The organism is Psychrobacter sp. 2Y5 (genome assembly GCF_051847375.1).
In the GTDB taxonomy this organism is placed as follows: Bacteria; Pseudomonadota; Gammaproteobacteria; order Pseudomonadales; family Moraxellaceae; genus Psychrobacter.
The window spans coordinates 15,333-41,088 of the sequence record NZ_JBPYDA010000005.1; the positions used below are offsets into that span (position 1 = coordinate 15,333).

General features: G+C 44.2%; 22 protein-coding genes and 1 other RNA gene. 9 read left to right on the forward strand and 14 right to left on the reverse strand.

Annotated features, from left to right (window positions below; translation table 11 throughout):
- Window positions 1-6: 6 nt before the first annotated feature.
- The 4 genes from ruvA to ACS8E3_RS06515 all read right to left on the reverse strand — a co-directional run bounded on the left by ruvA (window position 7) and on the right by ACS8E3_RS06515 (window position 3,834).
- On the reverse strand, window positions 7-627 hold the full coding sequence (gene ruvA, locus ACS8E3_RS06500) for a Holliday junction branch migration protein RuvA (protein ID WP_439242441.1): 621 nt from the start codon (window positions 625-627) through the stop codon (window positions 7-9).
- A gap of 65 nt (window positions 628-692) precedes the next feature.
- Window positions 693-1,730, reverse strand: a complete 1,038-nt coding sequence (gene fba, locus ACS8E3_RS06505) for a class II fructose-bisphosphate aldolase (RefSeq protein WP_439242444.1) — start codon at window positions 1,728-1,730, stop codon at window positions 693-695.
- Window positions 1,731-2,008: 278 nt separating this feature from the next.
- Entirely contained in the window at window positions 2,009-2,395 is a 387-nt protein-coding gene (locus tag ACS8E3_RS06510) for a hypothetical protein (protein WP_439242446.1), read from the reverse strand.
- 224 nt (window positions 2,396-2,619) lie between these two features.
- Window positions 2,620-3,834, reverse strand: coding sequence for a phosphoglycerate kinase (locus tag ACS8E3_RS06515; protein WP_439242448.1), 1,215 nt, complete (start codon window positions 3,832-3,834; stop codon window positions 2,620-2,622).
- Between the two features lie 350 nt (window positions 3,835-4,184).
- Here ACS8E3_RS06515 and ACS8E3_RS06520 point away from each other — a divergent pair, with 350 nt between their 5' ends.
- Window positions 4,185-4,514, forward strand: coding sequence for a TraR/DksA family transcriptional regulator (locus tag ACS8E3_RS06520; protein WP_439242450.1), 330 nt, complete (start codon window positions 4,185-4,187; stop codon window positions 4,512-4,514).
- A gap of 133 nt (window positions 4,515-4,647) precedes the next feature.
- Here ACS8E3_RS06520 and ACS8E3_RS06525 read toward each other — a convergent pair whose 3' ends face one another.
- Window positions 4,648-5,328: a thiamine phosphate synthase gene (locus tag ACS8E3_RS06525; protein WP_439242452.1), complete on the reverse strand. Its 681-nt coding sequence runs from the start codon at window positions 5,326-5,328 to the stop codon at window positions 4,648-4,650.
- A gap of 162 nt (window positions 5,329-5,490) precedes the next feature.
- Window positions 5,491-6,597, reverse strand: coding sequence for a serine hydrolase (locus ACS8E3_RS06530; protein ID WP_439242454.1), 1,107 nt, complete (start codon window positions 6,595-6,597; stop codon window positions 5,491-5,493).
- Between the two features lie 461 nt (window positions 6,598-7,058).
- On the opposite strand from ACS8E3_RS06530, the gene ACS8E3_RS06535 reads away from it, so the two are divergent.
- From ACS8E3_RS06535 to ACS8E3_RS06545, 3 genes are all read left to right on the forward strand, one after another.
- Window positions 7,059-7,694 (forward strand): response regulator, encoded by a 636-nt coding sequence (locus tag ACS8E3_RS06535; protein WP_439242456.1) that lies wholly within the window; start codon window positions 7,059-7,061, stop codon window positions 7,692-7,694.
- 210 nt (window positions 7,695-7,904) lie between these two features.
- Window positions 7,905-9,599, forward strand: coding sequence for a sensor histidine kinase (locus ACS8E3_RS06540; protein WP_439242458.1), 1,695 nt, complete (start codon window positions 7,905-7,907; stop codon window positions 9,597-9,599).
- A gap of 131 nt (window positions 9,600-9,730) precedes the next feature.
- On the forward strand, window positions 9,731-11,428 hold the full coding sequence (locus ACS8E3_RS06545) for a sigma-54-dependent transcriptional regulator (protein ID WP_439242460.1): 1,698 nt from the start codon (window positions 9,731-9,733) through the stop codon (window positions 11,426-11,428).
- A 39-nt stretch (window positions 11,429-11,467) separates the two neighbouring features.
- Here ACS8E3_RS06545 and ACS8E3_RS06550 read toward each other — a convergent pair whose 3' ends face one another.
- Together ACS8E3_RS06550 and gpmI are read right to left on the reverse strand one after the other, a co-directional pair.
- Window positions 11,468-12,997 (reverse strand): S41 family peptidase, encoded by a 1,530-nt coding sequence (locus ACS8E3_RS06550; protein ID WP_439242462.1) that lies wholly within the window; start codon window positions 12,995-12,997, stop codon window positions 11,468-11,470.
- Between the two features lie 301 nt (window positions 12,998-13,298).
- Window positions 13,299-14,939 carry a 2,3-bisphosphoglycerate-independent phosphoglycerate mutase gene (gene gpmI / locus ACS8E3_RS06555; protein ID WP_439242464.1) on the reverse strand — a complete coding sequence of 547 codons (1,641 nt, stop codon included), beginning with the start codon at window positions 14,937-14,939 and terminating at the stop codon, window positions 13,299-13,301.
- A gap of 258 nt (window positions 14,940-15,197) precedes the next feature.
- On the opposite strand from gpmI, the gene ssrS reads away from it, so the two are divergent.
- Window positions 15,198-15,391, forward strand: a non-coding RNA gene (gene ssrS / locus ACS8E3_RS06560) — 6S RNA.
- 178 nt (window positions 15,392-15,569) lie between these two features.
- On the opposite strand, the gene ACS8E3_RS06565 is transcribed toward ssrS, so the two are convergent.
- Complete coding sequence (locus ACS8E3_RS06565; RefSeq protein ID WP_439242466.1) at window positions 15,570-16,205, reverse strand: FxsA family protein; 636 nt, start codon at window positions 16,203-16,205, stop codon at window positions 15,570-15,572.
- A 201-nt stretch (window positions 16,206-16,406) separates the two neighbouring features.
- On the opposite strand from ACS8E3_RS06565, the gene ruvC reads away from it, so the two are divergent.
- A complete protein-coding gene (gene ruvC / locus ACS8E3_RS06570) occupies window positions 16,407-16,991 on the forward strand; it encodes a crossover junction endodeoxyribonuclease RuvC (RefSeq protein WP_439242468.1) in 585 nt (194 codons plus the stop codon).
- A gap of 141 nt (window positions 16,992-17,132) precedes the next feature.
- Here the strand turns inward: ruvC and ACS8E3_RS06575 are convergent, their stop codons facing one another.
- The 4 genes from ACS8E3_RS06575 to ACS8E3_RS06590 all read right to left on the reverse strand — a co-directional run bounded on the left by ACS8E3_RS06575 (window position 17,133) and on the right by ACS8E3_RS06590 (window position 21,822).
- Window positions 17,133-18,071, reverse strand: coding sequence for an META domain-containing protein (locus tag ACS8E3_RS06575; protein ID WP_439242470.1), 939 nt, complete (start codon window positions 18,069-18,071; stop codon window positions 17,133-17,135).
- Between the two features lie 199 nt (window positions 18,072-18,270).
- Complete coding sequence (locus ACS8E3_RS06580) at window positions 18,271-18,924, reverse strand: glutathione S-transferase family protein (RefSeq protein ID WP_439242472.1); 654 nt, start codon at window positions 18,922-18,924, stop codon at window positions 18,271-18,273.
- Between the two features lie 219 nt (window positions 18,925-19,143).
- The gene (locus tag ACS8E3_RS06585; RefSeq protein WP_439242474.1) at window positions 19,144-19,782 is read right to left on the reverse strand and encodes a peroxiredoxin; all 639 of its coding nucleotides are present in this window, start codon (window positions 19,780-19,782) and stop codon (window positions 19,144-19,146) included.
- A gap of 288 nt (window positions 19,783-20,070) precedes the next feature.
- The gene (locus ACS8E3_RS06590) at window positions 20,071-21,822 is read right to left on the reverse strand and encodes a glutamine--tRNA ligase/YqeY domain fusion protein (RefSeq protein WP_439242476.1); all 1,752 of its coding nucleotides are present in this window, start codon (window positions 21,820-21,822) and stop codon (window positions 20,071-20,073) included.
- 329 nt (window positions 21,823-22,151) lie between these two features.
- On the opposite strand from ACS8E3_RS06590, the gene ACS8E3_RS06595 reads away from it, so the two are divergent.
- The 3 genes from ACS8E3_RS06595 to ACS8E3_RS06605 all read left to right on the forward strand — a co-directional run bounded on the left by ACS8E3_RS06595 (window position 22,152) and on the right by ACS8E3_RS06605 (window position 24,365).
- Entirely contained in the window at window positions 22,152-22,664 is a 513-nt protein-coding gene (locus ACS8E3_RS06595) for a peptidylprolyl isomerase (RefSeq protein WP_025647344.1), read from the forward strand.
- Window positions 22,665-22,719: 55 nt separating this feature from the next.
- Window positions 22,720-23,556 (forward strand): UDP-2,3-diacylglucosamine diphosphatase, encoded by an 837-nt coding sequence (locus ACS8E3_RS06600; RefSeq protein WP_439242478.1) that lies wholly within the window; start codon window positions 22,720-22,722, stop codon window positions 23,554-23,556.
- 119 nt (window positions 23,557-23,675) lie between these two features.
- Window positions 23,676-24,365: a lipase family alpha/beta hydrolase gene (locus ACS8E3_RS06605; RefSeq protein ID WP_439242480.1), complete on the forward strand. Its 690-nt coding sequence runs from the start codon at window positions 23,676-23,678 to the stop codon at window positions 24,363-24,365.
- Here ACS8E3_RS06605 and ACS8E3_RS06610 read toward each other — a convergent pair.
- Window positions 24,355-25,668 (reverse strand): ribonuclease D, encoded by a 1,314-nt coding sequence (locus tag ACS8E3_RS06610; protein ID WP_439242482.1) that lies wholly within the window; start codon window positions 25,666-25,668, stop codon window positions 24,355-24,357. The genes ACS8E3_RS06605 and ACS8E3_RS06610 overlap by 11 nt on opposite strands.
- Between the last annotated feature and the right edge of the window lie 88 nt (window positions 25,669-25,756).

A 25,756-nucleotide genomic window follows, 5' to 3' on the forward strand; every position in this document is an offset into this window, starting at 1 on the left:
AGTTGGCTAAAATCTGGACAGCTGCTGCAGAGTGGCTTTGAGTAAGCTTTGCGTATCCTCAAAAATAGCGCCGTCACTTTTAGCCGCTTTGATGGCCTGCTGAGCCTCTTTTTCTTTATAACCTAAGCTCACCAGCGCTCCTTCTACTTCTGCTAGAATACTGCCCTCAGAGGAAACAACAACAGGCTCTACATCAAGCACTAAAGAACTATTATCGACTTCGATGTTTTTAAGCTTATCTTTGAGCTCAATCAGTAAGCGCTGCGCAGTCTTTTTGCCGATACCTGGTATGCGAGTGAGCGCAACTTCAGAGTCTTGCTCGACGTGCATTTTTAGCTCGGCGGCTGACATCGCTGAAAGCATCGCTAAAGCCATCTTGGCACCGACGCCGTTGATTTTGATCAGTTGCCGAAACACGTCACGCTCTTTGCGATCGATAAAACCAAACAGTAGCTGCGCATCTTCGCGCACATGTAGATGCGTCCAAATGCTCGCTTGCTGTTCAAGCTGCAACTGACAAAACGAAGGTAGCGGCAGCTCGATGTCATAGCCCACACCAGAAGCGGTCATAATGCAAGCGGTTGGTGCCATTAAATGCTGTACTTGCCCAGTAATCAGTCCTATCATAATGCGCTACCTGTCGTTAATGGAACTCTAAAATATCATTAAATAAGCCATTTTGACCAAAAAACTTATTTATAAAAATCAACCATATCCTCAAGGCTGATTGGGCGGATCTTATGCGCTTGACCTGCTGAGCCAAAAGCTTCAAAGCGATTGGTACAGATGTCGGACATCGCTTGCATAGAAGCTTTGAAGTACTTGCGTGGATCAAAATTGCTTGGGTTTTGAGCCAAGTGCTGACGAATCGCCCCGGTGGAAGCCAGACGCAAGTCAGTATCGATATTCACCTTACGCACGCCGTGTTTGATCGCTTCAACGATTTGCTCGACAGGTACACCGTACGTCTCACCGATATCGCCGCCATACTCATTGATGACCTTGAGCCATTCTTGTGGCACCGAAGACGAGCCGTGCATTACTAAATGAGTATTTGGGATACGCGCATGAATCTCTTTGACCCGCTCAATAGATAAAATATCACCAGTAGGCGGACGGGTAAATTTATAGGCGCCATGGCTGGTACCGATCGCGATCGCTAGCGCATCGACTTGCGTATCTTTGACGAATTGCTCAGCTTCATCGCTGCTGGTCAGTAACTGTTCTTGACCTAATACTCCTTCAGCGCCAGAACCATCTTCCTCGCCTGCCATGCCAGTCTCAAGGCTACCTAAACAGCCGATCTCCCCTTCTACTGAGACGCCGCATGCATGAGAGAATTTGACCACTTCACGGGTCACGCTAGCATTGTAGTCATAGTCCATTGGTGTTTTGCCGTCTTCACCCAAAGAGCCATCCATCATCACTGACGAGAACCCTTGCTGAATAGAACGCTGACAGATCGCCGGCGACATGCCATGATCTTGGTGCATAACAACTGGAATATGCGGCCACTCTTCAATAGCAGCTAGAATCAGATGACGCAAAAAAGCGGATCCAGCATAAGTACGTGCCCCTGCACTCGCTTGCACAATCACTGGTGAATCACAAGCGTCGGCGGCCATCATGATAGCTCGCATCTGCTCTAAGTTGTTAACATTAAAGGCAGGTACGCCATAGCTATGCTCAGCGGCATGATCTAGTAGCTGACGTAGGGATATTAAAGCCATAAAACGCTCTCTATTTAAATTTTAAAAATATGAAAATGACACTCATAATTGTTGCGGGATGATTATAGCAAACTATACCCAACTCTCGTAGTGCTTACGCTTCTATTTATCTTCTGAACACTTCGATTATAAAACTCAATGATGGATTAATTAATTAACACCGCTAAACGCAGAAAAAGCCTTGGCAATAACCAAGGCTTTTTAAATAAAGTAGAGATTTATCTTGAACTAACTACTCTTTAGGTTGCTACAAATAGTGTCAGCGGCTTTAATGAGTATTAGTATTGTTGGTCAGCTTCTACAGCCACTTCATTAGCAGCATTTTCTGTAGCATCAGCACCGTCAGCTACGGCTTCAGCCGTGCCTTGAACAGCAGCATTTGTGCCATCAGCGATAGCATCGCCAGTATTAGCTAGCGCATCGGTAGCTGCAGCTCCAGCTGTTTCAGCGCCCTGAGCAATCTCATCACCAGCATTTTGCGCGGCAACTTCAGCGTCTTGAGCAGCCAGTTCAGCTTCAGTAGCGGCAGCGTCTGTGTTAGCCGCGATATCATCACCAGCAGATTCGACAGCAGCTTCGGTGTTCTCTTCCGTTTGTTGGCTACATGCAGTGACTGCGAAAGTACCAGCAAGGACACTGGCAAGTAACAAATGACGTTTTAACATAATAAACCTCTTGTAAATAATGCATGTCAAATTACATGGTTTTGCTAGTTTATAGTTAGCAATTAGGACATGCAATAAAAATTTTCAGTATATTAACAATATAATAACTGCTTCAACTCACTATTCTTAAACATGATCGAATGACGACTATGCTTACGAATAATTTGACAGCCTACCTCAGTTGATTTACGAAGTTTGTACGCCTAATGTTACTATCAGCGATATTAAGCGCTCAATTGTAAGGCGGCCACGGCAGGTAACACCTTTCCTTCGACAAACTCTAAGAAAGCACCGCCTCCTGTCGACATATAACTCACGCCGTCAGCGACTTGATACTTATCAATGGCGGCTAAAGTATCGCCGCCGCCAGCTATCGAAAACCCGGCGCTCTCTTGCACGGCTTTGGCGATAATTTGCGTACCTGTGCCAAAAGCATCTACTTCAAAGACCCCAACAGGGCCATTCCATAAGATAGTCTTAGCATTATTGATAGCGTCAGCCAGTTTTTTGGCGCTTTGCTCAGCGATATCTAAAATCATATCATCAGCGGCTATATCGGTAACTGCTTTGACCTCAGCATTGGCTTGCTGTAATGAGCCCGTAAAATCTGCAAAATCGATATCATTCTTATTTGCGGTGATCACATACTCTGGCAGTAAAATATCGGTTTTAGTCATAATATCACGCGCGGTATCGACTAAGTCCGCCTCAAATAGAGAAGCTCCGACGTTATGTCCTTGCGCCGCCAAGAAGGTGTTTGCAATACCACCACCAACGATGATTTGGCGGCAGACTTCAGCTAGGCTATGCAATACTTCAAGCTTAGTAGACACTTTTGAGCCACCAACAATCGCTAGCATGGGCTGAGCTGGCGTCTCAAGCGCTCGGCTGAGAGCATCAAGCTCAGCGGCTAATAGTGGCCCTGCACAAGCGACTTTACCCGCCTGATGCATCGCTTGGGTAACCCCTTCTGTAGACGCCTGCGCCCGGTGAGCGGTGCCAAAAGCATCCATCACAAAGACGTCACACAAGTCAGCATAGTGCTGCGATAAGCTAGCATCGTTACTTTTTTCACCTTTATTGAAGCGAACGTTCTCAAGCAGCACCACTTCCCCAGGCTGAATATTGACCTTGTTCTCTAAGTAATCACGGTTTAAAGTGACCGGCTTGGTGATTCGCGTTTCTAGCTTATGCGTTAAATAGGCGGCGACAGGCGCTAGCGAGTATTTGCCTTCTGGGCTACCTTCGGTCGGACGACCCAAATGAGAGCAAATAATAACTGCCGCGCCTTTGTCTAGAGCCATCTGGATAGTCGGCAAGCTCGCTTGCAAACGCGCATCGCTCATTACTTTACCGTCTTTAATGGGTACATTGAGATCTTCTCGAATTAAAACGACCTTACCCGTCAATTCCAGCTCACTCATACGCAAAAAGTTCATGACCACTTCTACCTTATTGTCTTTTATTGAATGTTCGGTTTATTCATTCGGGCGTGTTGAGCACGTCCAACTGCTTTGACACTATTTTATTTAACAAGCCGCATCTGCTAACTTTTCGTTTGCTAACCTTGATTTGCCAACTCTTATGTATAGCGCTATTTGCTGCGCCGCATTTTAGCGGTCTATCTAATATACCGTCAACTCAATCTAGCTTATATTTATACCTAATAAACTGGGCACCTTTATAATAAACCTTCGATAAACCTCAGTAACATTTCGTGGTGGTACTATTGGCTTATCCGCCTTAAGCTGATACGGTACAAAACAACAAAAACCAGTAGGAGAGTATAATGAGTATTGATTTAGATGTGGCCAAAAAAACACTATTAGACCTAAAAGAAGAATACCAAACTCGCATCGATAACATTGAAGATCATATTCAAAACCCACAAGATGAGCTCAATAAAGATTGGGAAGATCAAGCGATCTCTATTCGTCAAAACGATACACGCCAGCTCCTTGCAGCAGAAGCCAGGCAAAACCTTATTTATGTTAATGACGCTCTAAGCCGTATCGAAAATGGCACTTATACTGAATGTGAAGTCTGCGGCGAGCCTATTCAAGAAGAGCGTCTAAAAGCCGTGCCTTATGCGACTTTATGTATGGAGCACGCGGAATAAAGCTATCTAAAACTCTCGTTAAACCTATTATCGATAATAATCAAGGCGTGTTTAGATTTAAACACGCCTTTCTTAGGCCGCTCTTGCTCTGTATCGTTTGGGTAATTTGAGCTGTGACTCTCTTGATGGCAACCTATATTGAGCTGGGCGCATTCCACGCGCTCAAAGCTTGCTGCCACTGCTGGCATTGATGAGCGATTTTATCAACGCTCAAATCCATAATATCTCCAACAACCGCGATATAACGAATAGGCAAACCTTGTAGCTGAATAATATTCTCTACCGTTAGACCGCCTATCACACAGATATCTATCTCTTGCTCGCATCCTGCTACAAGCTTCGAGCGCTCTATAGGCTCGGCATTAGGCTTAGTCGTTGAGCTAAAGATAGCGCCCATTGCCGCGTAGCTTGCGCCTTCGCTATTGGCCTTGATGACCAAATCGACATCATTATGACAAGTACGCCCAATTACTTGCTTGCTACCTAAGCGCTGCCTGGCCTTCTCGACACTGCCATCGCTCTGCCCTAAATGCACGCCCGCGCTCAGCTTCTCCGCTAGTGCTATATCGTCATTAATAACGACTGCAACCTTGTATTTATTGGCGAGCGCTACTATTTGCAGCGCTTCTTGGTAGAGTTTAGCGGCACCATCTTTTGACGCCAAAACTTGTTTGCGGCGGATCTGGAGTAAGTGCACCACCCCTGTCGCCAAAGCAGACTCTAGCTTAGCCATCAGCACTGGCAACTCGTCATCATTAGTCAGCAAATACAGCTTGGGGATTGGTAGATTTGATGGGGTCAATAGCTCAGTCATATCGTGGGTGACTCAATTGAGGTTTAGATAATTTATTCACTATGTAAGTTAAGATCTACGTTTTATATCTTTAATTAAATATCAGCTTTCAAAATAATTATTATAAAAAAGGCTGTTACCTTAAATAACAGCCTAATAATAATCACAATACTAGGATAGTCTTTACACCGTACGGCGGCTCGCCAAACTATTCAAGATATTCTTGGCATCGCCCCAACGTGTCGCTGAGCTGTTAGCGCCTAAGATCACAATGATGGCTGGACGATTATTGACGCGAGTTTCCATGACTACGCAGCGGCCTGCCTCATTAATAAACCCTGTCTTGGAGATACCGATAGGATAGCTACCTGAGCGAACTAAGCTGCTAGTATTATTGGCAGAATAGGTGCGGTTACCACTAGCGTAATTGGCCACATAAAAATCATAGCTCTTAGTGGTAGAGAAGCGGCGAATCACATCATAATTACCAGCGGCGCGTACCATCTTTACCAAATCATTTGAGGAGGCAACATTACGCTTATCCAGTCCAGTCGGATCACCAAAAAAAGCGGTTGTCATACCGAGCTCTTGGGCCTTACGGTTCATCGCCCGCATAAAGGCATCATAGCCGCCTGGATAGTTACGAGCTAAGCTTTTTGCCGCTGGGTTTTCAGACTTCATCAAAGACATCAATAGCATCTCAGCACGGTTTAAGCGATCACCTGATTTTAGACGTGAGCTGGCACGCTTAGGACCCACAAAATCCTCAGGCTCGAGTATCAGCTCCTCACGCATATCTAGGCCACTATCTAGCACCACCATAGCAGTCATTACTTTGGTAATACTTGCCATCGGCCGAGCGATATCAGCGTCTTTTTCGTAAATGGACTCGCCAGTTTCCGCATCGATCACCGCTACACTACGAGAATCGGTACTAATTGGAATCATGTCGCTGCTACCAAAACTGCCGCGGTAGGTAGTATTGTAGCTATTGCTGGAATTGAATCTATTATTGCTGCTACCATAGCTATTAGCGTTGGTAATATTGGTGGTGCCGTAACCGTTATCTACTTTTTTGATGCCTGAACCACTATTAGAGCGGCTGACACTAGACGACTTGCTGTACATAATGTTACGAGCTTCTGATAAACTATCAGCGCCGCCCCAACTGACGCGAGCACTAGCTTCAGGGTTACCATTAATTGTAAGCGCCGCTTGCGCAACACCGCCCAAACTCATCGAAATCAGAGCAGCAACGAGCTGCTGTTTGGTTAATGATAAATTTCTCATTCTTCCCCCTAAGGTTAGTATGGCATCAGTCACCAATTATAATAGACAACCGATAGATAAATAGCGTGCAACGACTATGTTTAAATGTGGCTTAATAATGACTAGCTCACTATCAGCTCATTGATAAATTATTACCAATATAGCCCAATGACGACTAGCAAATGATTACTAAGATAGTATTGTGTACTTTTAGTGTATCATGGTTTGTATTTTAGAGTAATCGACTATGCCATCTACGTAAACCTTTTTGAGTCTTGAGTAAACTTTGCTACATTTGCTTTAGTTTTCAGCAATATTGATTAACATTTCAGTAATATATAATACGATCAACTCGTTCTTTTTCAAAGTCTTTATCTCTAAGATTTTATCTACAAAATGGTCTTATTTTTAGCCGTAAATGATAGCTTGTAAAAAAAGCAGTAATAAAACACTCTGTGGACAGTATAATTAAGAGTATAACTATGATTAGAGTATTAGTAGTAGACGATCACGATCTGGTACGTATGGGTATTAGTCGGATGTTAGCCGATAGTGCTGATATCGAAGTTGTAGGTGAAGCTGACGGCGGAGACATGGCTATCAAACTGGCGCGTGAGCTGACCCCTGATGTCATCTTACTTGATGTCAATATGCCCAATATTGGTGGTTTAGAAGCAACTAAACGCTTGGTACAACTCGATATAGGCTGTAAGATCTTAGCAGTGAGTAGCGTCGTTACTCAGCCCTACCCTTCTATGCTGCTTAAAGCGGGCGTCAATGGTTATATCACCAAAGGAACGCCTCTTGATGAGATGATAAGAGCGATCAAAAAAGTGTATCAAGGGGGCCGTTATTTCAGTCATGATGTGGCCGAGCAGCTCGCGGAAGTGTTACTCTCTGATAAAGCTGGCTCGCCTTTTGATCTACTAAGCGACAGAGAAAAACAGGTAGCAATGATGGTGGTTAATTGTCAAAGTCCACAAGAAATCGCCGATCAGCTATTTGTGAGTGTCAAAACGATCAACACTTACCGCTACCGCATCTACGAAAAAGTAGGAGTCGATAGTGATGTAAAGTTGACGCACTTAGCCATTCGTCATGGTTTGATTCAGCCCTAAGTTAAATACTCGCGACTCTTATTTGGTTTGGTTTAATGCTCTTATGGAGTGTCAGTATCTTAATACTTTGTTCTATCGAGACTTTATTCTCTCAGCACTTTACTGATTTGAAGTGAGTCTAAGCAATTTAATACTGTTTAATGCCGTGCTGTCGTTGAAGTGACCTACTATGATGCTATCTTTATTATACTGCTGTGATACCTCTGCTTTATGACCCTATTAGCCAAAACGATGACTATCATCAACAACTATCGTCAGCAAAACGATACTCTGCCTTCCTCACAGCTACGTAGATTGGGACTGGTTTATAGCAGTTACCGCCTTGTCGTTAACGTATTTTATTTAATATTAGCTTATGCTAATGCTAATGCTGATAATTTGCTCTTGCCTAGTTTACTACAGCAGACAGCATTGGTATTTTATACGCTACTTAGTATTATTTTGCTGGGTTTATTCTATGTCGTGCGTAAGCGCCCACAGCGCCAGCTCGGCTTTGGCTTAGTAGTCGATATTATTATGCTCAGCTTGCTGCTCTATAGCAGTGGCGCGCCAGATTTACAACTGACGATGCTGTATATGGTGGTAGTTGCCGCAAGCTTTATGTTACTTCCCGGCTCGCAAGCGCTAGTCATCACTTTGCTCGCCGTTATCTTTGTTATTTATCAGCAGTTTTTTTATGCTCTCTCTAGTAGCATCAGCTTAGCTAATCTAGGCGACGCGCTGCTCATGTCCGCCAGCTTTTTGGTCGTTGGTTTTTTGAGTTGGACAATATCGCAGCGTTTATTACACGTTGAAAAAGTCTCAGCACAGCAAGCAAAAGAAGTCGCCCGACTCAATGATATCAATCAAGAAGTTATCAGCCAAATGGTCAATGGCGTTATAGTCCTAGATCAGCAGCAGGTTGTACTGGCCAATCGCGCTACTTATCAGCTATTAGGTATCACTGAAAAAAACAATGCGCTAGAAAACTTTCAACAGCAATTAGCGCATCTACACGCTCAGTTATTAGAGACTTGTTTGGCGGTACCTGCGGGGCAAACGCGACTGTTTACTTATAAGCTACCAACGACTATAGAAGCTTCGATCGTGGCGCGCTTACGGGTACAAGTCACTCCACTAGAAGACTATAGCCGCCTGATAATATTAGAAGACTTACGCCGTGAACAAGCCAGCGCACAACAGCTAAAGCTTGCCTCACTTGGACAGCTAACCGCTAGTATTGCTCATGAGATTCGTAACCCCTTATCAGCCATCTCACAAGCCAGCCAGCTCCTTATGGAAGAAGTCGATGACCAGCCTGCCAATACGGTTGAAACTGCGGCGGCTAATAGCGTAGATGATGGTAATCAAGAGCTGTACAAGATGATATTCTCACAAACCAAACGCGTTAACAGAATCATTGAAGATGTGTTAAAGCTCTCTAAACGACAGCCGCCCAATAAACACAGCATTGAGCTTAAGAGCTGGATGGTAGAGTTTATTGCGAATCATTTTAATGGTCATGATGTCTTTTTATCCGGTACAGTGCAGCCTTTTATTGTCTTTGATACCGATCAATTAGAGCAGATATTGATTAATTTAATCAATAATGGTCTGCGCTACAGTAGTTTATCCCACCCTCATGCTTACGTAGAAGTAGAGGTTTATAGTCGACGCAACGATGTTATAATCGATATATTAGATAAGGGTGCAGGGGTAAAAAGCGCTGACATTGAGCACTTATTTGAGCCTTTTTTTACCACTGACAAAGCCGGTACGGGCTTAGGTTTATACTTATCACAAGCGTTTAGCGAAGCTAATCAGGCGCGTTTAATCTATGTTCCTGAACACGAAAAAACTTGCTTTCGCTTGATTATCCCAGCTATTTCGGCAGAAGCAAATCACGTTGACAGCGCTAGTATTTAAACCGTGATTTAGTTTACGGCCGACTTTATCTGCACTTTATACCCATTGATCTATAATCATTGATCTATAATCACTGCTCCATACCAATTTTATTTATTGAACATTGGACACTGAATATTGAAAGGTTATTTATGACAGCAACCGCACTGGTCGTCGATGACGAAGTAGATTTGTGCCGCTTAATGCAAATCACCCTGACTAAAATGGGCATCAAAAGCGATGTCGCTTATGATTTAGCGCAGGCAAAGGCTTACTGGCAAGCCAATGAATACGATTTTTGTCTAACAGATCTGCAATTGCCTGATGGCTCTGGTCTTGAGCTAGTCAAGCTGATCAGTAGCAGCTCTTGTGTGCCGGTGGCTGTCATTACCGCGCATGGTAGTATGGACTTAGCAATCGAAGCCCTAAAATTAGGAGCATTCGATTTTGTCAATAAGCCTCTGGAGCTACCGCGTTTACGGCAGGTGGTCGAAAACGCTCTAAAAGTCATTCGTCAAGATGATGCTCAAACAGTAGACACGCAAACGCCTGAGCAGCAATTGTTAGACCAACGTTTGATTGGTGACACTCAGGTCATGCATACGCTAAAATCTACTATCTTAAAGCTCGCCCGCTCGCAAGCGCCGGTATTTTTATCAGGGGCGTCAGGTACGGGTAAAGAAGTCGCCGCTCGGCTCATTCATGATCTAAGTCCTCGCCGTGAGGCGCACTTTGTTCCTGTCAACTGCGGCGCTATCCCCTCTGAGCTGATGGAGTCAGAGTTTTTCGGTCATAAAAAAGGCAGCTTTACCGGTGCCGTGGCTGATAAGCAAGGACTGTTTCAACAGGCCAATGGCGGGACGTTGTTTTTGGACGAAATTGCAGACTTACCGTTAGCCATGCAAGTCAAGCTACTGCGCGCTATTCAAGAAAAAACCGTACGGGCGATTGGTGATACCAAAGAGGTCGCCGTTGACATTCGCCTGTTATCCGCGACCCATAAAGATCTGGCTCAGCTGGTAGCTGCTAACAACTTTAGACAAGACTTATATTACCGTATCAATGTCATAGAGCTAAAGCTGCCAGCCCTTAATGAGCGAGCTCACGATATTCCAGCTTTGGCTCAGCATTTCTTGGCTTTGATTCGTGAGGAATGGCAACTAGAAGGGTCACCGCAATTAAGCGATGATGCTATTCAGCGTCTAAAGGCGCATCATTTTGCCGGTAACGTCCGTGAGCTACGTAACTTATTAGAGCGAGCGATAACGTTAGCGGAGAGTGATATCATCGCGGTTGAGCACTTAGGATTACCAGATCCTGACGGGTCATCGTCTGAGCAATCACCTTTCCATCAGTCGCAACCTATGACTAAGCAGACTACTCAAACAACTTTATCAGATAGTTCAGCCCCTATTATCAATAGTTTATCAGCGGACACTCCTCAAGCCGAAGAGCCAGTAAAAAAAGCCGTAGCTAACAAGCCTAGCCGTCCTTATCGGGTACAAAGCCCATTGTTCGCACCGGACTCTATTCAACCCTTTAGTACGGATAGCTTAACAGAGCATAAAACCGTCAAGCCTAGCTCAGAGAGTCAGACTAACCAGCTAAATAATATGCAAAAAGACACGACAGCAAGTGTATCAGTAGCGACTCAAAAAAGCACCCCTGCTGAATTACCCGAAAAAGGCTTAGAGGCTTATCTACAGCAGCAAGAAAAACAGCTTATTATCACCGCGCTGCAACAGACTGGCTGGAATAAAACACAGGCCGCTGAGCTCCTAGGCACGACCTTTCGCTCCTTACGTTATCGCATGAAAAAGCTTGAGATTGCTGAAGAGCAAACGGACTGATAGCTTCGCCATTAGGCGGCTATATAATGAGCACTCTAGCTACTTCACAGCCGGCTCTGCTACGCGGCTTTTTCTAACCAAATGGATTCCGGAGTTTTGTATTTTGGGGCGTAGTAAGTCAAGGGCTTGCATCTCCCACGAGCGCTCACTACCCGTCAGACGCACATCAGGCTGCACCCCAACTTTATCAATCTTTGTCCCCGCCGTGGTCAGATAGTGCGCCACCGTTAGCTTTACAGCTTGCTCATCATTCAAAGCTATCACCGACTGTACAGAGCCTTTACCGTAGCTCGTCTCCCCAATAATAGTTGCTCGATTTTGCGCTTGTAAGCTACTGGCTAATACTTCTGCCGCTGAAGCGGAATAACGGTTTTGCAAAATAGCTACCGGTAAAGACGCGAGTAACGCACTGCCTCTAGTCGATAAAATGCGCGGATCGCCTTGGCGTCCTTTGACTTGTACGACATCAGCATCATCCATAAACAGGCTAGCGACATCGACTGCCGAAGTCAGTACCCCACCCGGATTATCTCGTACGTCTAAGATCACTCCAGTGATAGGCGCGTCTAAATCTATAAGACTTTGTACTATTTTTTCACGTGTCGTTTCTTGAAACGCTGGCAATTTTACAATAGCCACGCCATCTACCAAACGCGTCTCTATCATCTGTGCCCGAGTATGATTACGCTGTAGTGTCACCGCGCGCTTACGTCTCCCTGCCCTTGACACGATAACGTCGATTTGTGAGCCGGCAATACCAGTTAGTAGTTGTTTAATATCATTGGACTCGCGCTCATCATCAAGCTTAAAATCACCCACTTGATGTAAGTAATCCCCAACAGCCACGCCTTTTTTGTCAGCAGGTGAGTCTTTTATCACCTCGGTCACGACCCAATGATCAGCATCCGCTTTATAGAGCGCTTTGATACCGACATCACCAACATCGCCCTGGGTGAAAGCACGTAGATTTTCATATGCCTCAGCATCCAAAAACTCTGCATGACTATCAAGCTTGGTCAGCATACCGCTCATAGCATTATTGAATAAGGTCTCATCATTGACCGGCTCTATATATTCGCGGCGTACCAGATCAACGACAGCGACAAAGGTTTTAAGCGTCTCAGGCGAAATAGCTTTGAGCGATACCTTCGCCACCTCACGCGGTATATCCTCATAGTTATCGTCAGCGCCCTCTCCTAATAGATCGCTCGTACCCTCTCCAAAGGCATCAATATTATCAATATCATCCACTATCCAGTCTTGGCTTTGATCAGGAACGCCAGTATCGTCTTCTAAGAAATCGTCAGTACTACTATCACTACTGCTGTTAGTCATCGACTTATTGTCTTGCAAGCTGATCAGTTGTAGATTTGCGGTAGAGTCTGTCTGTTGCTTTTGTTGCTCACTAGCTTCAGTCATTACCTTTATCCGGTCGTCATTGAGCGCAGCTTGCGTAGGCCCGCTAAACGCAAACACTCCTAATAGACAAGTGGTTAACATCGGTCGAAACGCTTGATACGGATTTATCATCATTTCTGAAAAAGGTTTTTTTAGAGCAGATAAAGGCATAGGAAGACTCACCTAAAAAATAAATATTTTCGTTATATAAAGCAACAACTATAAGTATAAGATAGCTTAAGGCTATGATAAAAACCACTTAAAGTAATTTTAGTAACTAGTATATTTTTATAAAAGAAACTTTAAAAATCCTCAAAACTATAAGCGCGAAAGCTATAAAAAACAAAGCTTGCTGAGCGAAGCATGAAAAAGGGAAGAATAATCTCTATCCTTCCCTTTTCCTAGCTATAACTGATGTGATAACTTATCTTAAATTGTCTGTTATAAACACGATCTATGGCTACTCATTAATTTAAGCGGTAGCAATCAGTAAGTTTTCACCTGTCATCTCGCTTGGGATCTGTAGATTCATTAGTGATAGTATCGTTGGCGCGATATCACTTAATCGGCCGCCACTACGTACCTTAACATCCTTTTCACCAATATAAATAAGCGGGACATGCTCAGTAGTATGCTGAGTATGCACTTGCCCGCTCTCATAGTCCTGCATCTGCTCACAGTTACCATGGTCAGCGGTAATGAGCATATCACCACCAGCGGCGCGTACCGCAGCTTCAACGCGGCCGATACAGACATCTAAGGCCTCTACCGCCTTGACTGCAGCATCGAAAATACCCGTATGCCCCACCATGTCACCATTGGCATAGTTGACAATCAATACATCATACTTACCAGACTCGATAGCTTCAACGAGCTTATCAGTGACTTCCGGCGCACTCATTTCAGGCTGTAAGTCATAAGTGGCAACATCAGGCGATGGCACCAAGATACGCTCTTCTCCTGCAAACTCCTCTTCACGGCCGCCACTAAAGAAAAAAGTCACATGTGCATACTTTTCTGTTTCTGCAATGCGGAGCTGCGTCTTACCTTGATTTTGTAAGTACTCGCCTAGTGTATTGCTCAATGACGTAGGATAATAAGCGATGCTCGTTTTTGGGTTGTCCGCGAGCACGTCTGAGTATTTAGTCAACATAACAAAAGCGGCGAGCCTTGGCTGCTTATGACGCGCAAAACCTGAGAACTCATGATCAGGCAGTACAAAAGCTTGTGCCAATTCGCGCGCACGATCAGAACGGAAATTCATAAAAATAACCGCGTCGTCATTTTCAACAGTGCAAGGCGTTTCGCCATGCTCGATAACGGTAGTTGGACTCACGAACTCATCTGTCTCGCGCGCTTTGTAGGCCGCTTGAATAGCGCCATCCGCCCGAGTTGACATACGCTCCGCTTTACCTTCGGTAATCAGCTCATAAGCTTTTTGCACTCTATCCCAGCGGTTATCACGATCCATCGCGTAGTAACGACCGATGATACTCGCTATCTGGACGTTTCCTTCGTAATGAGCATTGAGCTTATTTAAATACTCTCGCAAGCGATTAATATATTTATCCGCAGACTTAGGCGGCGTATCACGACCATCTAAGAAGCAATGTACAAAGACATTTTTGGCACCATGTACTAGCGCTGAGTGACACATACCTTCGATATGATCTTGATGCGCATGTACCCCGCCATCAGATAATAGACCCATAATATGCACATTACCGCCGAGCTCATTGGCCGCTTTAACGGCGCCCACTAGCGCTTCATTTTTATAAAACTCGCGATTAGCAAGCTCGCTTGAGATGAGCGTTGAGTCCTGATAAAGAATGCGCCCAGCGCCCAAGTTCATATGACCCACTTCAGAGTTACCAAACTGACCTGGCGGCAGTCCGACGTCTTCTCCTGAGCCTGATATTAACCCATGTGGATACTGCTGATAAACCTGATCTAAATTTGGCATATTGGCGGCAGCAATAGCATTATCGTCACTTTCTTCACGATGCCCAAAGCCATCTAATATCATTAATACATGTGGCGTTTTCTTATCTTGCTGATCGCTGTGCTGGGTATTATCGTTGATAGACTCTGATGGTTGTTGCTTACTAGCCATAGATTACCGCTCCTCAAGTGAATGAAAGCCTGTACTGCTCAAATAGTGAAATACTGTCAATTGAATACCTATATGCAACTTAGCTCTATGGATTCAGACAATATAAAGTGCTCTATATTAGCACACATCTTGAAATTGCTGAAAAATTGGCTTTTTATCCCTTACTTTATTGATATATTAAAGCTATTTGAGCAGGCAATAAAGGGTATCAATCTGTAAATCAGACTTGCAATACCTTATTTCATTGGTTAAGATAAAACTATTCTGAAGTGTTGGCTAGTAGATGTTTATTCCCTGAGCCGATAATGCTTTACCAGGATGTGCTACCTATTGCTTCATTGTGTATGCCTGCACTGCTTGCAGTGTATCAGGAAACCTGCCGAGGCAATGACACATCCGCCCTGAACTTCACGGTTCATGGGTCACCATCTTACGGCGACACTTTGGTTGTTAGATTCGGTTAGGTGTTCTTATTTATAGTCAATAAAATGAGCACCCACCATCGAAAAGCCCCTATCTTCATGAGATAGGGGCTTTTTTTATGTGCAATAGAACTTTTTTAGACACCCTACTTTAAGCAAATTACAAAGTTATAGAAAAATAGCATTATAAAAAATAGAGAACTATTGGCTATTCGTCATTAGCAGATTTAGTAATTTTTTTGACGTCTTTTGGTACATTTTTGGCCGTGCCATCTACTGTTGTATGCTGTTTGAACACATCACCGAAAGGGTTTTGTTGCTGCTGACCAAATGGGTTTTGTTGATTACCCATGCCGCCGCCAAATGGATTCTGTCCACCGCCCATACCGCCAAACGGGTTTTGGCCGTCCATGCCGCCCATACCATTGGCGCCGCCCATTTGCTTAGCCATCATCTCCATCATCTTCTGCTGATTATTCATGACATAGTTATTGGCTTTGTCTTTAAGCAGCTTTTGAACCGGTGGCAAGACGACCAGTAACGCCAATAAATCGCTAATCACCCCAGGTATCAACAGTAAAATACCTGCAACCGCCATAGCGACACTTTTCATCATAGTAGACTCTTGCGGACGCATAGACGGATTCATCATACCGCCGGCCTTCATCTGCTGTGCCATCGGGTTGAGCGCGGTCATGCCTTTACGAATAAGCGAGATACCTATCACTGCGGCAATAATAAACCACATGAATACCAACCAGCCACTAGTGAACTGGGCAATCAAATACCAGACCAGCATCTCAATAATAAACCAAACAATGGCAATCCCAACTATCTGACCCATGACGTGTCGTCCTTAAAATAAACTTAAAAAATTAAAATGGCTAACATATGATGTATATGGGGATGGCTTGCTATACTATCAAACTTGTAGAGCATTTTTAAGTAAATAGTAAATCGAAAGAGAATATTAAATAAACCTAAATGCTAACAAAGAAACCAATAGCAAAACCATGCCAAAATAGTGGCAACATAGTGGAGAATTATGGCAATTATTATCGGAATCGATCCGGGCTCACGTATGACAGGGTACGGCATCATACGGCAAACAGGCGACAAACTGACTTATATTGATGCCGGCACCATTCGCACCGATACCAAAGAGATGCCCGAACGCTTAAAACGTATCTTCAATGGCCTAACCCGCATCACCCAGCATCATCTCAAATACGCTGATGAGCCTATTTATACCGCTATCGAGCAAGTGTTTATGGCCGAAAACCCAGATTCGGCGCTTAAATTAGGCCAAGCGCGCGGCGCTGCTATCGCGGCAATGGTAGCACTAGATTTGGAAGTCTCAGAATACACCGCTCGGCAAATAAAACAAGCAGTCTGCGGCTATGGCGCGGCCGCCAAAGAGCAAGTGCAAGATATGGTTTGCCGTATTTTGACTTTAGAGGTAGTACCGCAGCAAGATGCCGCCGACGGTCTTGCCTGCGCTATTTGTCATGCGCATTCTAGCCACTCAATGAACAAGCTGATTCTCAATAGCGCGCTAAGAGGCCGCGGCTCCTCAAAGAAAAAGGGCCGCTGGCGCTTAAGTGAAGAGGATTTAGGCAATCTAAATTAAGAGTGTGTGGTATATTTCAATAAATACCGCTTAAAAACTTTAAGCACAGTTTTTTTATTATAAAAAACGCGCTAATATCAGCACGTTTTTATGATCGTAGCGGCGCAGGCTTGCCAAGTTATAATTTACGAAAATAACTGCTTATTCAGTGCTATCTACTACCGTACTTTCAATCACTCTATCTAGTACATAAGCGAAATCTGAATCAACATTATCTACTAATACGGTGTCGGTTTCTGTCTTAAAACGCTGCAAACGTAATATCTCATTATGCTGCCCATCATGCTGATAACCATCAATGCTACCAGCAAACTCGACATATTGCCCTTCGCTAGTTTTTAAGCCTTGGTCATTATAAGTGATTGGTCGTACTTGCAAACACATCTGCGTCTTATTGTCCTGACACAGTTTTGACTCAGCAGCGACTTCCCAAAATATAGTTTCGCCTTTACTATTATATTTGGCTTGTGAGGTCAGTCTACCCCTCCAAACCAAGGTACTTTCATCGCTAGTGACTTGTGTTAATGTTGGGGTTGCAGCGTTATTGGCACTAGCCGCTATACTTACTTGGTTCTCTCCTTGCATCAGTTGATTGAGCTTCATTTCAGCTTTATCAAGCTCACCACAAGACATTTTGGTACTCATACTTTCACTAATCTTCAATTTATCTTCCTTTAGCATAAAAGAAGCTCCCATAGTGTTGCAGCCAACGCTATAGTTCAAAGTATGATTGTTTTGCGAATTAATCAGCAGGGTCACTTGCTCTTTTATAGGTATAAGTGACGTAATCGGTTGACGATTACTATCAGTCGCTGTATCTAATATCCAGCGGTAATCACTAAGCTTGGTCAATAGCTGATCTTCAGCACTTATTGACTCAGCAGTGGTATCGCTATCATTAGCGTCAACCTTGTCCATCCTTTCGCTCTCTTCAGTAGTCGCTGCACTGACAGAGTCATTATCTGTTACTGGAGAGTTATCACTACAAGCACTCAGAGTCATTGCTGCTGCTAGTAAACTGGGCAAAAAAGCGGTTTTTAGAGCAGCTCTCATATTTGGTTGGTTCATCATTGGTAGCATAGGCAACCTCTCTTTTAAAACAAGTCTAGATTTTTAGCAGATTTAGCGTTTAATAGTCAAATCATCTCTCATGATTATAGGTGCTGTGATAAATAATTTAAGTGATATTGATATTATTTATCACCATTCACCACATTTATCAAAATAAACAACTTTATCGGTATGTACTGAGCCGTTTATTATTTTTATATTTTAGGGCTTAGGAATCAGATTTAGGCTTTGCCATGACCTTTATTCCAAAACGCTCATGCATACTCTTATAGAAGCGTGCTAAGTTTTCACCTTGCTCTAAAGGATTGACTTTGAGGGCTTTACCGAAATCAAGACCTAGATACAGTACGATATCAGCGAAGGTGAGATGATCGGTAACTAGATAGTCGCGACCCTTAAGGGCATTTTCAAAATAAGGCAGGGCTTTGACAGCGCGTGCGATGGACTGCTCCACAAATTCTGGCACTTGATCGACCCGCTTGGCTTTAGAAGGATGGCTGTGCTGAAACGCTAGCATATAATTGTACAACACCTCAAACTCAGCAATACGGCGCATGGCACAGACTTGCGCGCGCTGTACAACATCATTACCCATCACCGAGCGCTCGCCATAAACGCGATCGAGATATTCACAGACCGCCTGCGAGTCATTAAGTACGGTACCATCGCCTAAAGTCAGCACTGGCACGGTTTGCATCGGATTGATCTTAGTAAAAGACTCTGAAGACTGCTCATTGGCGGCAAAGTCAATATCGACCACACTTAAATCATCCATGTCGTCAACGTCAATGCCTTTTGAGGCCAGTAGAATAAGTGCTTTACGTGGATTGGGTGCCGTGCGCGTAATATATAACTTTTTCATAGTAACTTCCCTGTAAGTGAATGAATTTGGATAAGTGCAGGGCTTTTAGCGCTATTAGATAGTATTTATTTTAGCTTTATAATTAGTGTAGCAGTACATAATAGCTAGCTTGCAATCCTTATAATAGCAAACCTGACTAAAACTTTTGCTACGAATAGTAAAAAAGCCCTACGACTTTATGTCATAGAGCTTTTGCATACTAAATTAGCTTAAACGAGCTTATTTATTGGGTGCTGGAGTGGTACGCAAATAAGGCTTAATTTCAGTATGACCTTTTGGATAGTTCGCAGCGATATCTTCATTTTTGACACTAGGTGGAATAATAACGTCATCGCCGTCTTTCCAGTCGACTGGGGTGGCGACATTGTACTCGTCTGATAACTGCATCGCATCAATGACGCGCACGATTTCATCAAAGTTACGGCCACAGCTGGCTGGATAAGTTAGCGTTAAACGCACTTTTTTCTTCGGATCAATAATAAATACGCTACGGACTGTTGCCGTGTTATCGGCATTAGGGTGAATCATGTCATAAAGATCAGCAACTTTACGATCAGAATCCGCGATGATGGGGAAATTCACGGCGGTACCTTGGGTCTCTTCGATATCTTTCGCCCAGTCATTATGATCGTCTAAACCATCAACTGATAGCGCAATGGGCTTGACATTACGCTTTTGAAACTCGCCGCCGAGAGCTGCTGTGCGGCCAAGCTCTGTCGTGCAAACTGGCGTGTAATCTGCAGGATGGGAGAAAAGCACTACCCAGCTATCACCTGCCCAATCATAAAAATTGATATTGCCTTCAGTCGTCTCCGCATCAAAATTTGGAGCGTCGTCACCTAAACGTAGAACTGCCATAATAGTATCCTTGTTATTAGTGTTTGAAATTATTAATGTTTCAGCGTCAGCGCCTACAGGGCTGCCACGCTGTATTGTTATCATAGCTATATAACGTTGTACAACTATATAGCTATATCTAGTAAACAAGCTTCTCTAGCTTACCAAAACAGTTATGAATGTCTTGTGAGAGATTGTAATGCGCTTATTCCATTTAGAGGTAAGCTAAAAGCCCATTCCTAGATTACTAGAAATGGGCTCATTTGCAAACTAATATTGATAATTAAGCTCGATACCTAAGCTGGATACTTAAGCTGGCTTATAACTATCACGTAAGCTGACGATTTGATTGAATACTGGCTTATCAGCGCTGTGCTCTTCGCTATCTGAGATGAAGTAACCTTCACGCTCAAACTGAAAGCGAGTACCGGCGTCCGCATCCGCAAGCGATGGCTCCACGACCGCATTTAACACGGTTAAAGAACTCGGGTTCAATGCCTCATGCACATCACTTACGCTACTTGGATCTTCTGCGCTAAATAAAGGCTCGTAGAGTCGTACCGTCGCTGGCACACCTTTATCGGCTGAGACCCAATGAATGACACCTTTGACTTTTCGGCCTTCAGGGTTATTACCTAGAGTCGATGGATCGATAGTTGCTTTGAGCTCAACAACGTCGCCACTATCATCAGTAATGTGCTCAGTCACCGCGAGCACATACGTATTACGCAAGCGAATCTCAGGTTTTTCTGGAGATAAACGCTTATATCCTGCTGGCGGCTCTATTTCATAGTCGCCTTGATCGATATAAAGGGTTTGAGTAAAAGGAATCTCGCGCTCGCCCATATCGACATTAGGATGCTTAGGTTGGCTGAGCCACAAGGTTTGGCTATCTTCATCGAAGCGAGCGGCTACGCTATCAGCTTTTAAATCTTGCCACTGGCTCACCGCCTCGATAAAGTTAGTAATCGTCACTTTTAGTGGTTTTAATACCGCCATACCTCGTGCGGTAGTAGTATCCAAAGATTGACGAATACTGAACTCTAACAAACGCATATCGGTGACGCCATCGGCTTTTGCGATGCCAACGCGCGCACAGAAATCACGCAGCCCCTCTGGCGTATAGCCACGGCGACGCATGCCAGCCACCGTTGGCATACGCGGATCATCCCAACCTTCTACAATGCCTTCGTCAACGAGCTGCTTAAGCTTACGCTTACTGGTCAAAGTATGATCGACATTCAAGCGACTAAACTCATACTGATGCGGTGGCTGCTCAAAACCGATCTTCTCGACGATCCAGTTATAAAACGGACGATGATCTTCGAATTCTAACGTACATAACGAATGAGTAATGCCCTCGATTGCATCCGATAAAGGATGAGCAAAATCATACATCGGATAGATGCACCACTTATCACCCGTTTGATGATGCTCTTGATGCATGACCCGATAGATAATAGGATCGCGCATATTCATATTAGCATCAGACATATCGATCTTGGCTCGCAGTACTGCTTCACCATCAGCAAATTTGCCGTCTTTCATATCGGTAAAGCGTTGCAAATTGTCTTGGACGCTAGCATCGCGTTGCGGTGAGGGCGTGCCCACTTCTTTGAAGGAACCTCGGTTCTCTTTGATTTGTTCAGGAGTTTGCAAATCGACATAAGCATCGCCTTGCTCAATCAATTGCACCGCCCACGCATGCAGCTGATCGAAATAGCTGGAGGCATGCAGTGCCTCGCCCGCCCACTCAAATCCTAGCCAATGAACGTCCTTTTTTATATTGTCAATATAGTCCTGCTTTTCAGCGGTCGGATTGGTATCGTCATAACGCAAATGACAAAGCCCGTCGAACTCTTCAGCGACGCCAAAGTTTAGGCAGATGGATTTGACATGACCTAAATGCAAATAGCCATTAGGCTCAGGAGGGAAACGGGTCACGATTTGCTCGTATTTTTGCTTTTTTATATCTTCACGAATGATATTACGAATAAAGTCGTTTTTCGGCTCATCTTTTTTTATATCGTTGCTCGCGTTATTACTAGGTTTGGCGCTCATTAATCATTGCTCCTAAGCCATTTATTAGCGGCTTGAATTGAAATCATTATAAATTAAGAATAAAAATAAAGTTGCGTTATTCTATCAGCTTTTGCAAACTCATTAACAGCCAGATACATGACATCAGGCAAAAAAGCCGTTAGACTGACCTCTAAATTAACACTGCCTCTTATGAGCGAAAAGGAATATCTATGCATGCTATCAAAACATTCGGGTTTGCCAGCTTATTTGCCCCTTTGTTTATACTAGGTTGTGCCAGCACCAATAACACAATGATTTCAGACACTCAGCCCAATTCATTTTCCAACACCAACAATCAGGAGACAACCATGAGCGATATGCCAGTAGTACAGTTAGAGACATCAATGGGTGATATCACTATTGAGCTCAATGAAGAAAAAGCGCCAAAAACCGTAGAAAACTTCTTAAACTACGTCAATTCAGGTCATTATGAAGGTACTATCTTCCATCGCGTTATTGATGGCTTTATGATTCAAGGCGGCGGTATGGACGCCCAGATGAATGAGAAAAAAACCAACGCACCAATCGAAAACGAAGCGGATAATGGCCTTAAGAACGATAAAGGCACGATCGCTATGGCGCGCACTCAAGACCCGCATTCAGCGACTAGCCAATTCTTTATCAATGTCAAAGACAACGACTTCTTGAACCACTCGGGCAAAAATATGCAAGGTTGGGGTTACACGGTATTTGGTAAAGTCACCGACGGTATGGATGTGATTGAAAAAATGCGCAGCGTTGCAACAGGTCGTTTCGGTATGCATGCTGATGTGCCAAACGAGCCTATTACTATCAACTCTGCTAAAGTCGTTTCTCAATAAGCAAACGCTAGCTGAATAGACCTCTATTTAGGATAGCTAATTAGGAAAATCATAAATGCAAACCTTTAATCATCTGATAACCACTCGCCCGCATGATATACGGCAAGTCTTGATTAGTGATTTGCATTTATCGCTTGATGAGCCTGCCTTGGTGCAGGCTTTTTTAGCGCTGCTTGATGACTGTCTCGCTTTGCCGAATCTTAAGCGCTTGTTTATCTTAGGCGACTGGTTTGAGGTTTGGCTTGGCGATGATGTTTATCTGTCCTTAACAGACGACGAAAGACAAGCGCATTGGCTAACCCCATTAATCATTAGGCTCAAACAGCTACGAGTGAATGGCTGTGAGATATTAGTCATGCATGGTAATCGTGACTTTTTATTAGATCGCGGTTTTCTCAATCTATTTGGTGGCGAGCTTATCGATGAGCCTTATGCCCTAGATGTTGGTGAACAAAAGTATCGCTTGGAGCATGGCGACGCACTGTGCAGCGATGATAAAAAGTATCAATGGTTCCGTAAAGTCATACGCCATCGCTTGAGCAAATGGTATCTACTCAATAAATCCCTATCGAGGCGCTTAGCTATCGCTGAGAACATCCGCGCTAAGAGCAAGCTCAATAACCGTACCAAAGACGCTTATATCATGGACGTTAATGAGCAATCTGTCGCCCAAGCGGTTGCTAACAATGACGCGCTACTGCATGGGCACACACATAGGCCTAATATCCATACAACGCTAAATAACAAAACTCGTTATGTGCTTGGTGATTGGCGTTATATCGATACAGATACGCGCCAGCCAAAAGTCAGCGCAGTAATTGGAGCGGTTGTAGCAGAGGCGCACTCAGCAGAGGCTGAATTTAGCTTAGTCGAGTTTATATACGCAGTATAAACCTAGCTAGCGTAACGAGTGCGTTATTTGGCAAATCTTATCCTAATAACAATGTTTACCTATAAAACTTACCGCTATAATAACTAGTATTTAAAACTAACCGCGCCCTAGCAAACCATATGCCTAAACACAATCTCGTTATCCTTATTCATGGTCTACATCAAGTGGCCTTTGTCATGCGGCCACTGGCCAAACGCTTGCAAGCACAAGGGTTTGATACTCATCAATTCAGCTATCGCAGCATGCGCGACAGTATCAAAACCAATAGCGCTCGCTTAAACACTTGGCTTGAGAGTCATCATCACCCTGATCAGCCAATCGATCTCGTTGGTCATAGCTTGGGCGGGTTGATAATCCGCGATTTTGTCGCTCACTATCCGCAGTGGCGCATTGGGCGCTGTGTCACTTTAGGTACGCCCCACTTGGGCAGCGTCAGTGGTGATTACAGTTGGCGATTAGTGCCTTTTATTGTCGGTAAATCATATGAGCAAGCTTTGGACGGCACAGTTGCATCTTTGCCTGACGATATTGAGCTTGGGGTTATTGCGGGTAATAAAGCGCAGGGCTTAGGTCAGCCGATTTTGAACTATCATAATCGTAAACTGCGCAAGGCTGATAGCGACATAGAAGATAAAAGCTTAGCTCATGACGGCACAGTGTATGTCACTGAGACTCAGCTTGCCGGCGCTACTGACCATATCATCTTGCCCGTCACTCATACTGGCATGCTAATGAGTAGAGAGGTCACGCAACAGTTGATCTGGTTTTTAGAGCACGGTAGGTTTAATCACGGAACGATTAAGCCTTAACTCCCATGCCCTGCTTAAGCTCAGTTTTATGCTCTTCAATAATAGGTATCAAAGTCTGTGTCACCCATTCATGACGCCAGCCTTGTAGCCCCTCTGGCAGATCAGCTAAGTCTTTATCATAAGCAATGACTTCATATAATTGATGCAGCCACTTTTTACGTATTAATACATTTGCTGGTATGCCGATCTTCTCTGACTGCTTGTCCACCACATGCTGTACAGCCTTGGCGAGTGCTTTATTCTTGGAGCGATAAGGCGCTGGCAGGCGATCTGGATACTCTGCCGGGTGCTGCTCTTTTGCTTTTTTGATAACATTTAGCAACTCTTCTCCGTAGAGTCTGAGCATACTACGATGCATAGTAGTTTTGTGCGCCAGCTCGCGCATAGACTTAGGCTTTTCGGTGATAATCTCGCGTACCGCTTGTTTTTTTATCACAAAGGTGCGCGGCTGATTGGTGGCACGCGCCAACTGTTCACGCCAACTTGCCACCGCTTGCAGAATAGCCATTTGCTGCGTGTCATAGCGATAGTCCGCCATAGTAAGATACATATCTTCATCGGCAACCTGCTGGGAGTCGTACAGCTCTTGAGCATAGAGCTGACAATCGGCCCAGACATACTCGTACAAGCCTTGCTTTTTTAGCTCATATTCCAAGCTCAGATACAGTGCCGGCAAAAAACGCACATCATCTATCGCATACTGCTCTTGTTCATCAGATAGAGGACGACGCAGCCAGTCGGACTGACTTTGCTCTTTATCAATATGCATATCCAACTGATCATCTAGTGCTTGCTGGTAGCCCATCTGCAACTGACCGGTTAAATACGATAGCGCAATTTGCGTATCAAAAATATTAGTCAACGGCGGGCAATCAGATAGTAAGTAAAAAATACCTAAATCTTCGCCACAAGCGTGCCAAATGGCAACCTCAACTGCGCTTAGCGCTTGCCAAAACTCCTGCAACTGTAACTGCGGGGCATCTAATAAATAGATATGAGCGCCCACGTTTATCTGCACCAAAGCTAAACGCGGATAATAAGTATCGCGCTTGATAAATTCAGTATCCAATGCCACTCGTCCGCAGCCTTCTAGCGCTGCAATGACGGATGCTAATTGGGATTGCTCTTTGATCCAAGTCACCGGCAGCTCATCGGCACTATCTAGTAGCGCATCAATGTCTGGCTTGGAGGGTAAAGCGTTTGACGCAGAGACTGATTGATTATCGAGCGTCACTATAGAGCCATTATCAGTAGAAATATCATCTTGCGTAGTTGTTATCGTTGTTAAAGAAGGGTTGGGCACGGGCAGATACCTGCTTAAATTGAAAAGTTAATGAGTCGATTATAACAATATCAGAGTATTAATTGGGCTAGCGTTATTTATTTCAAAG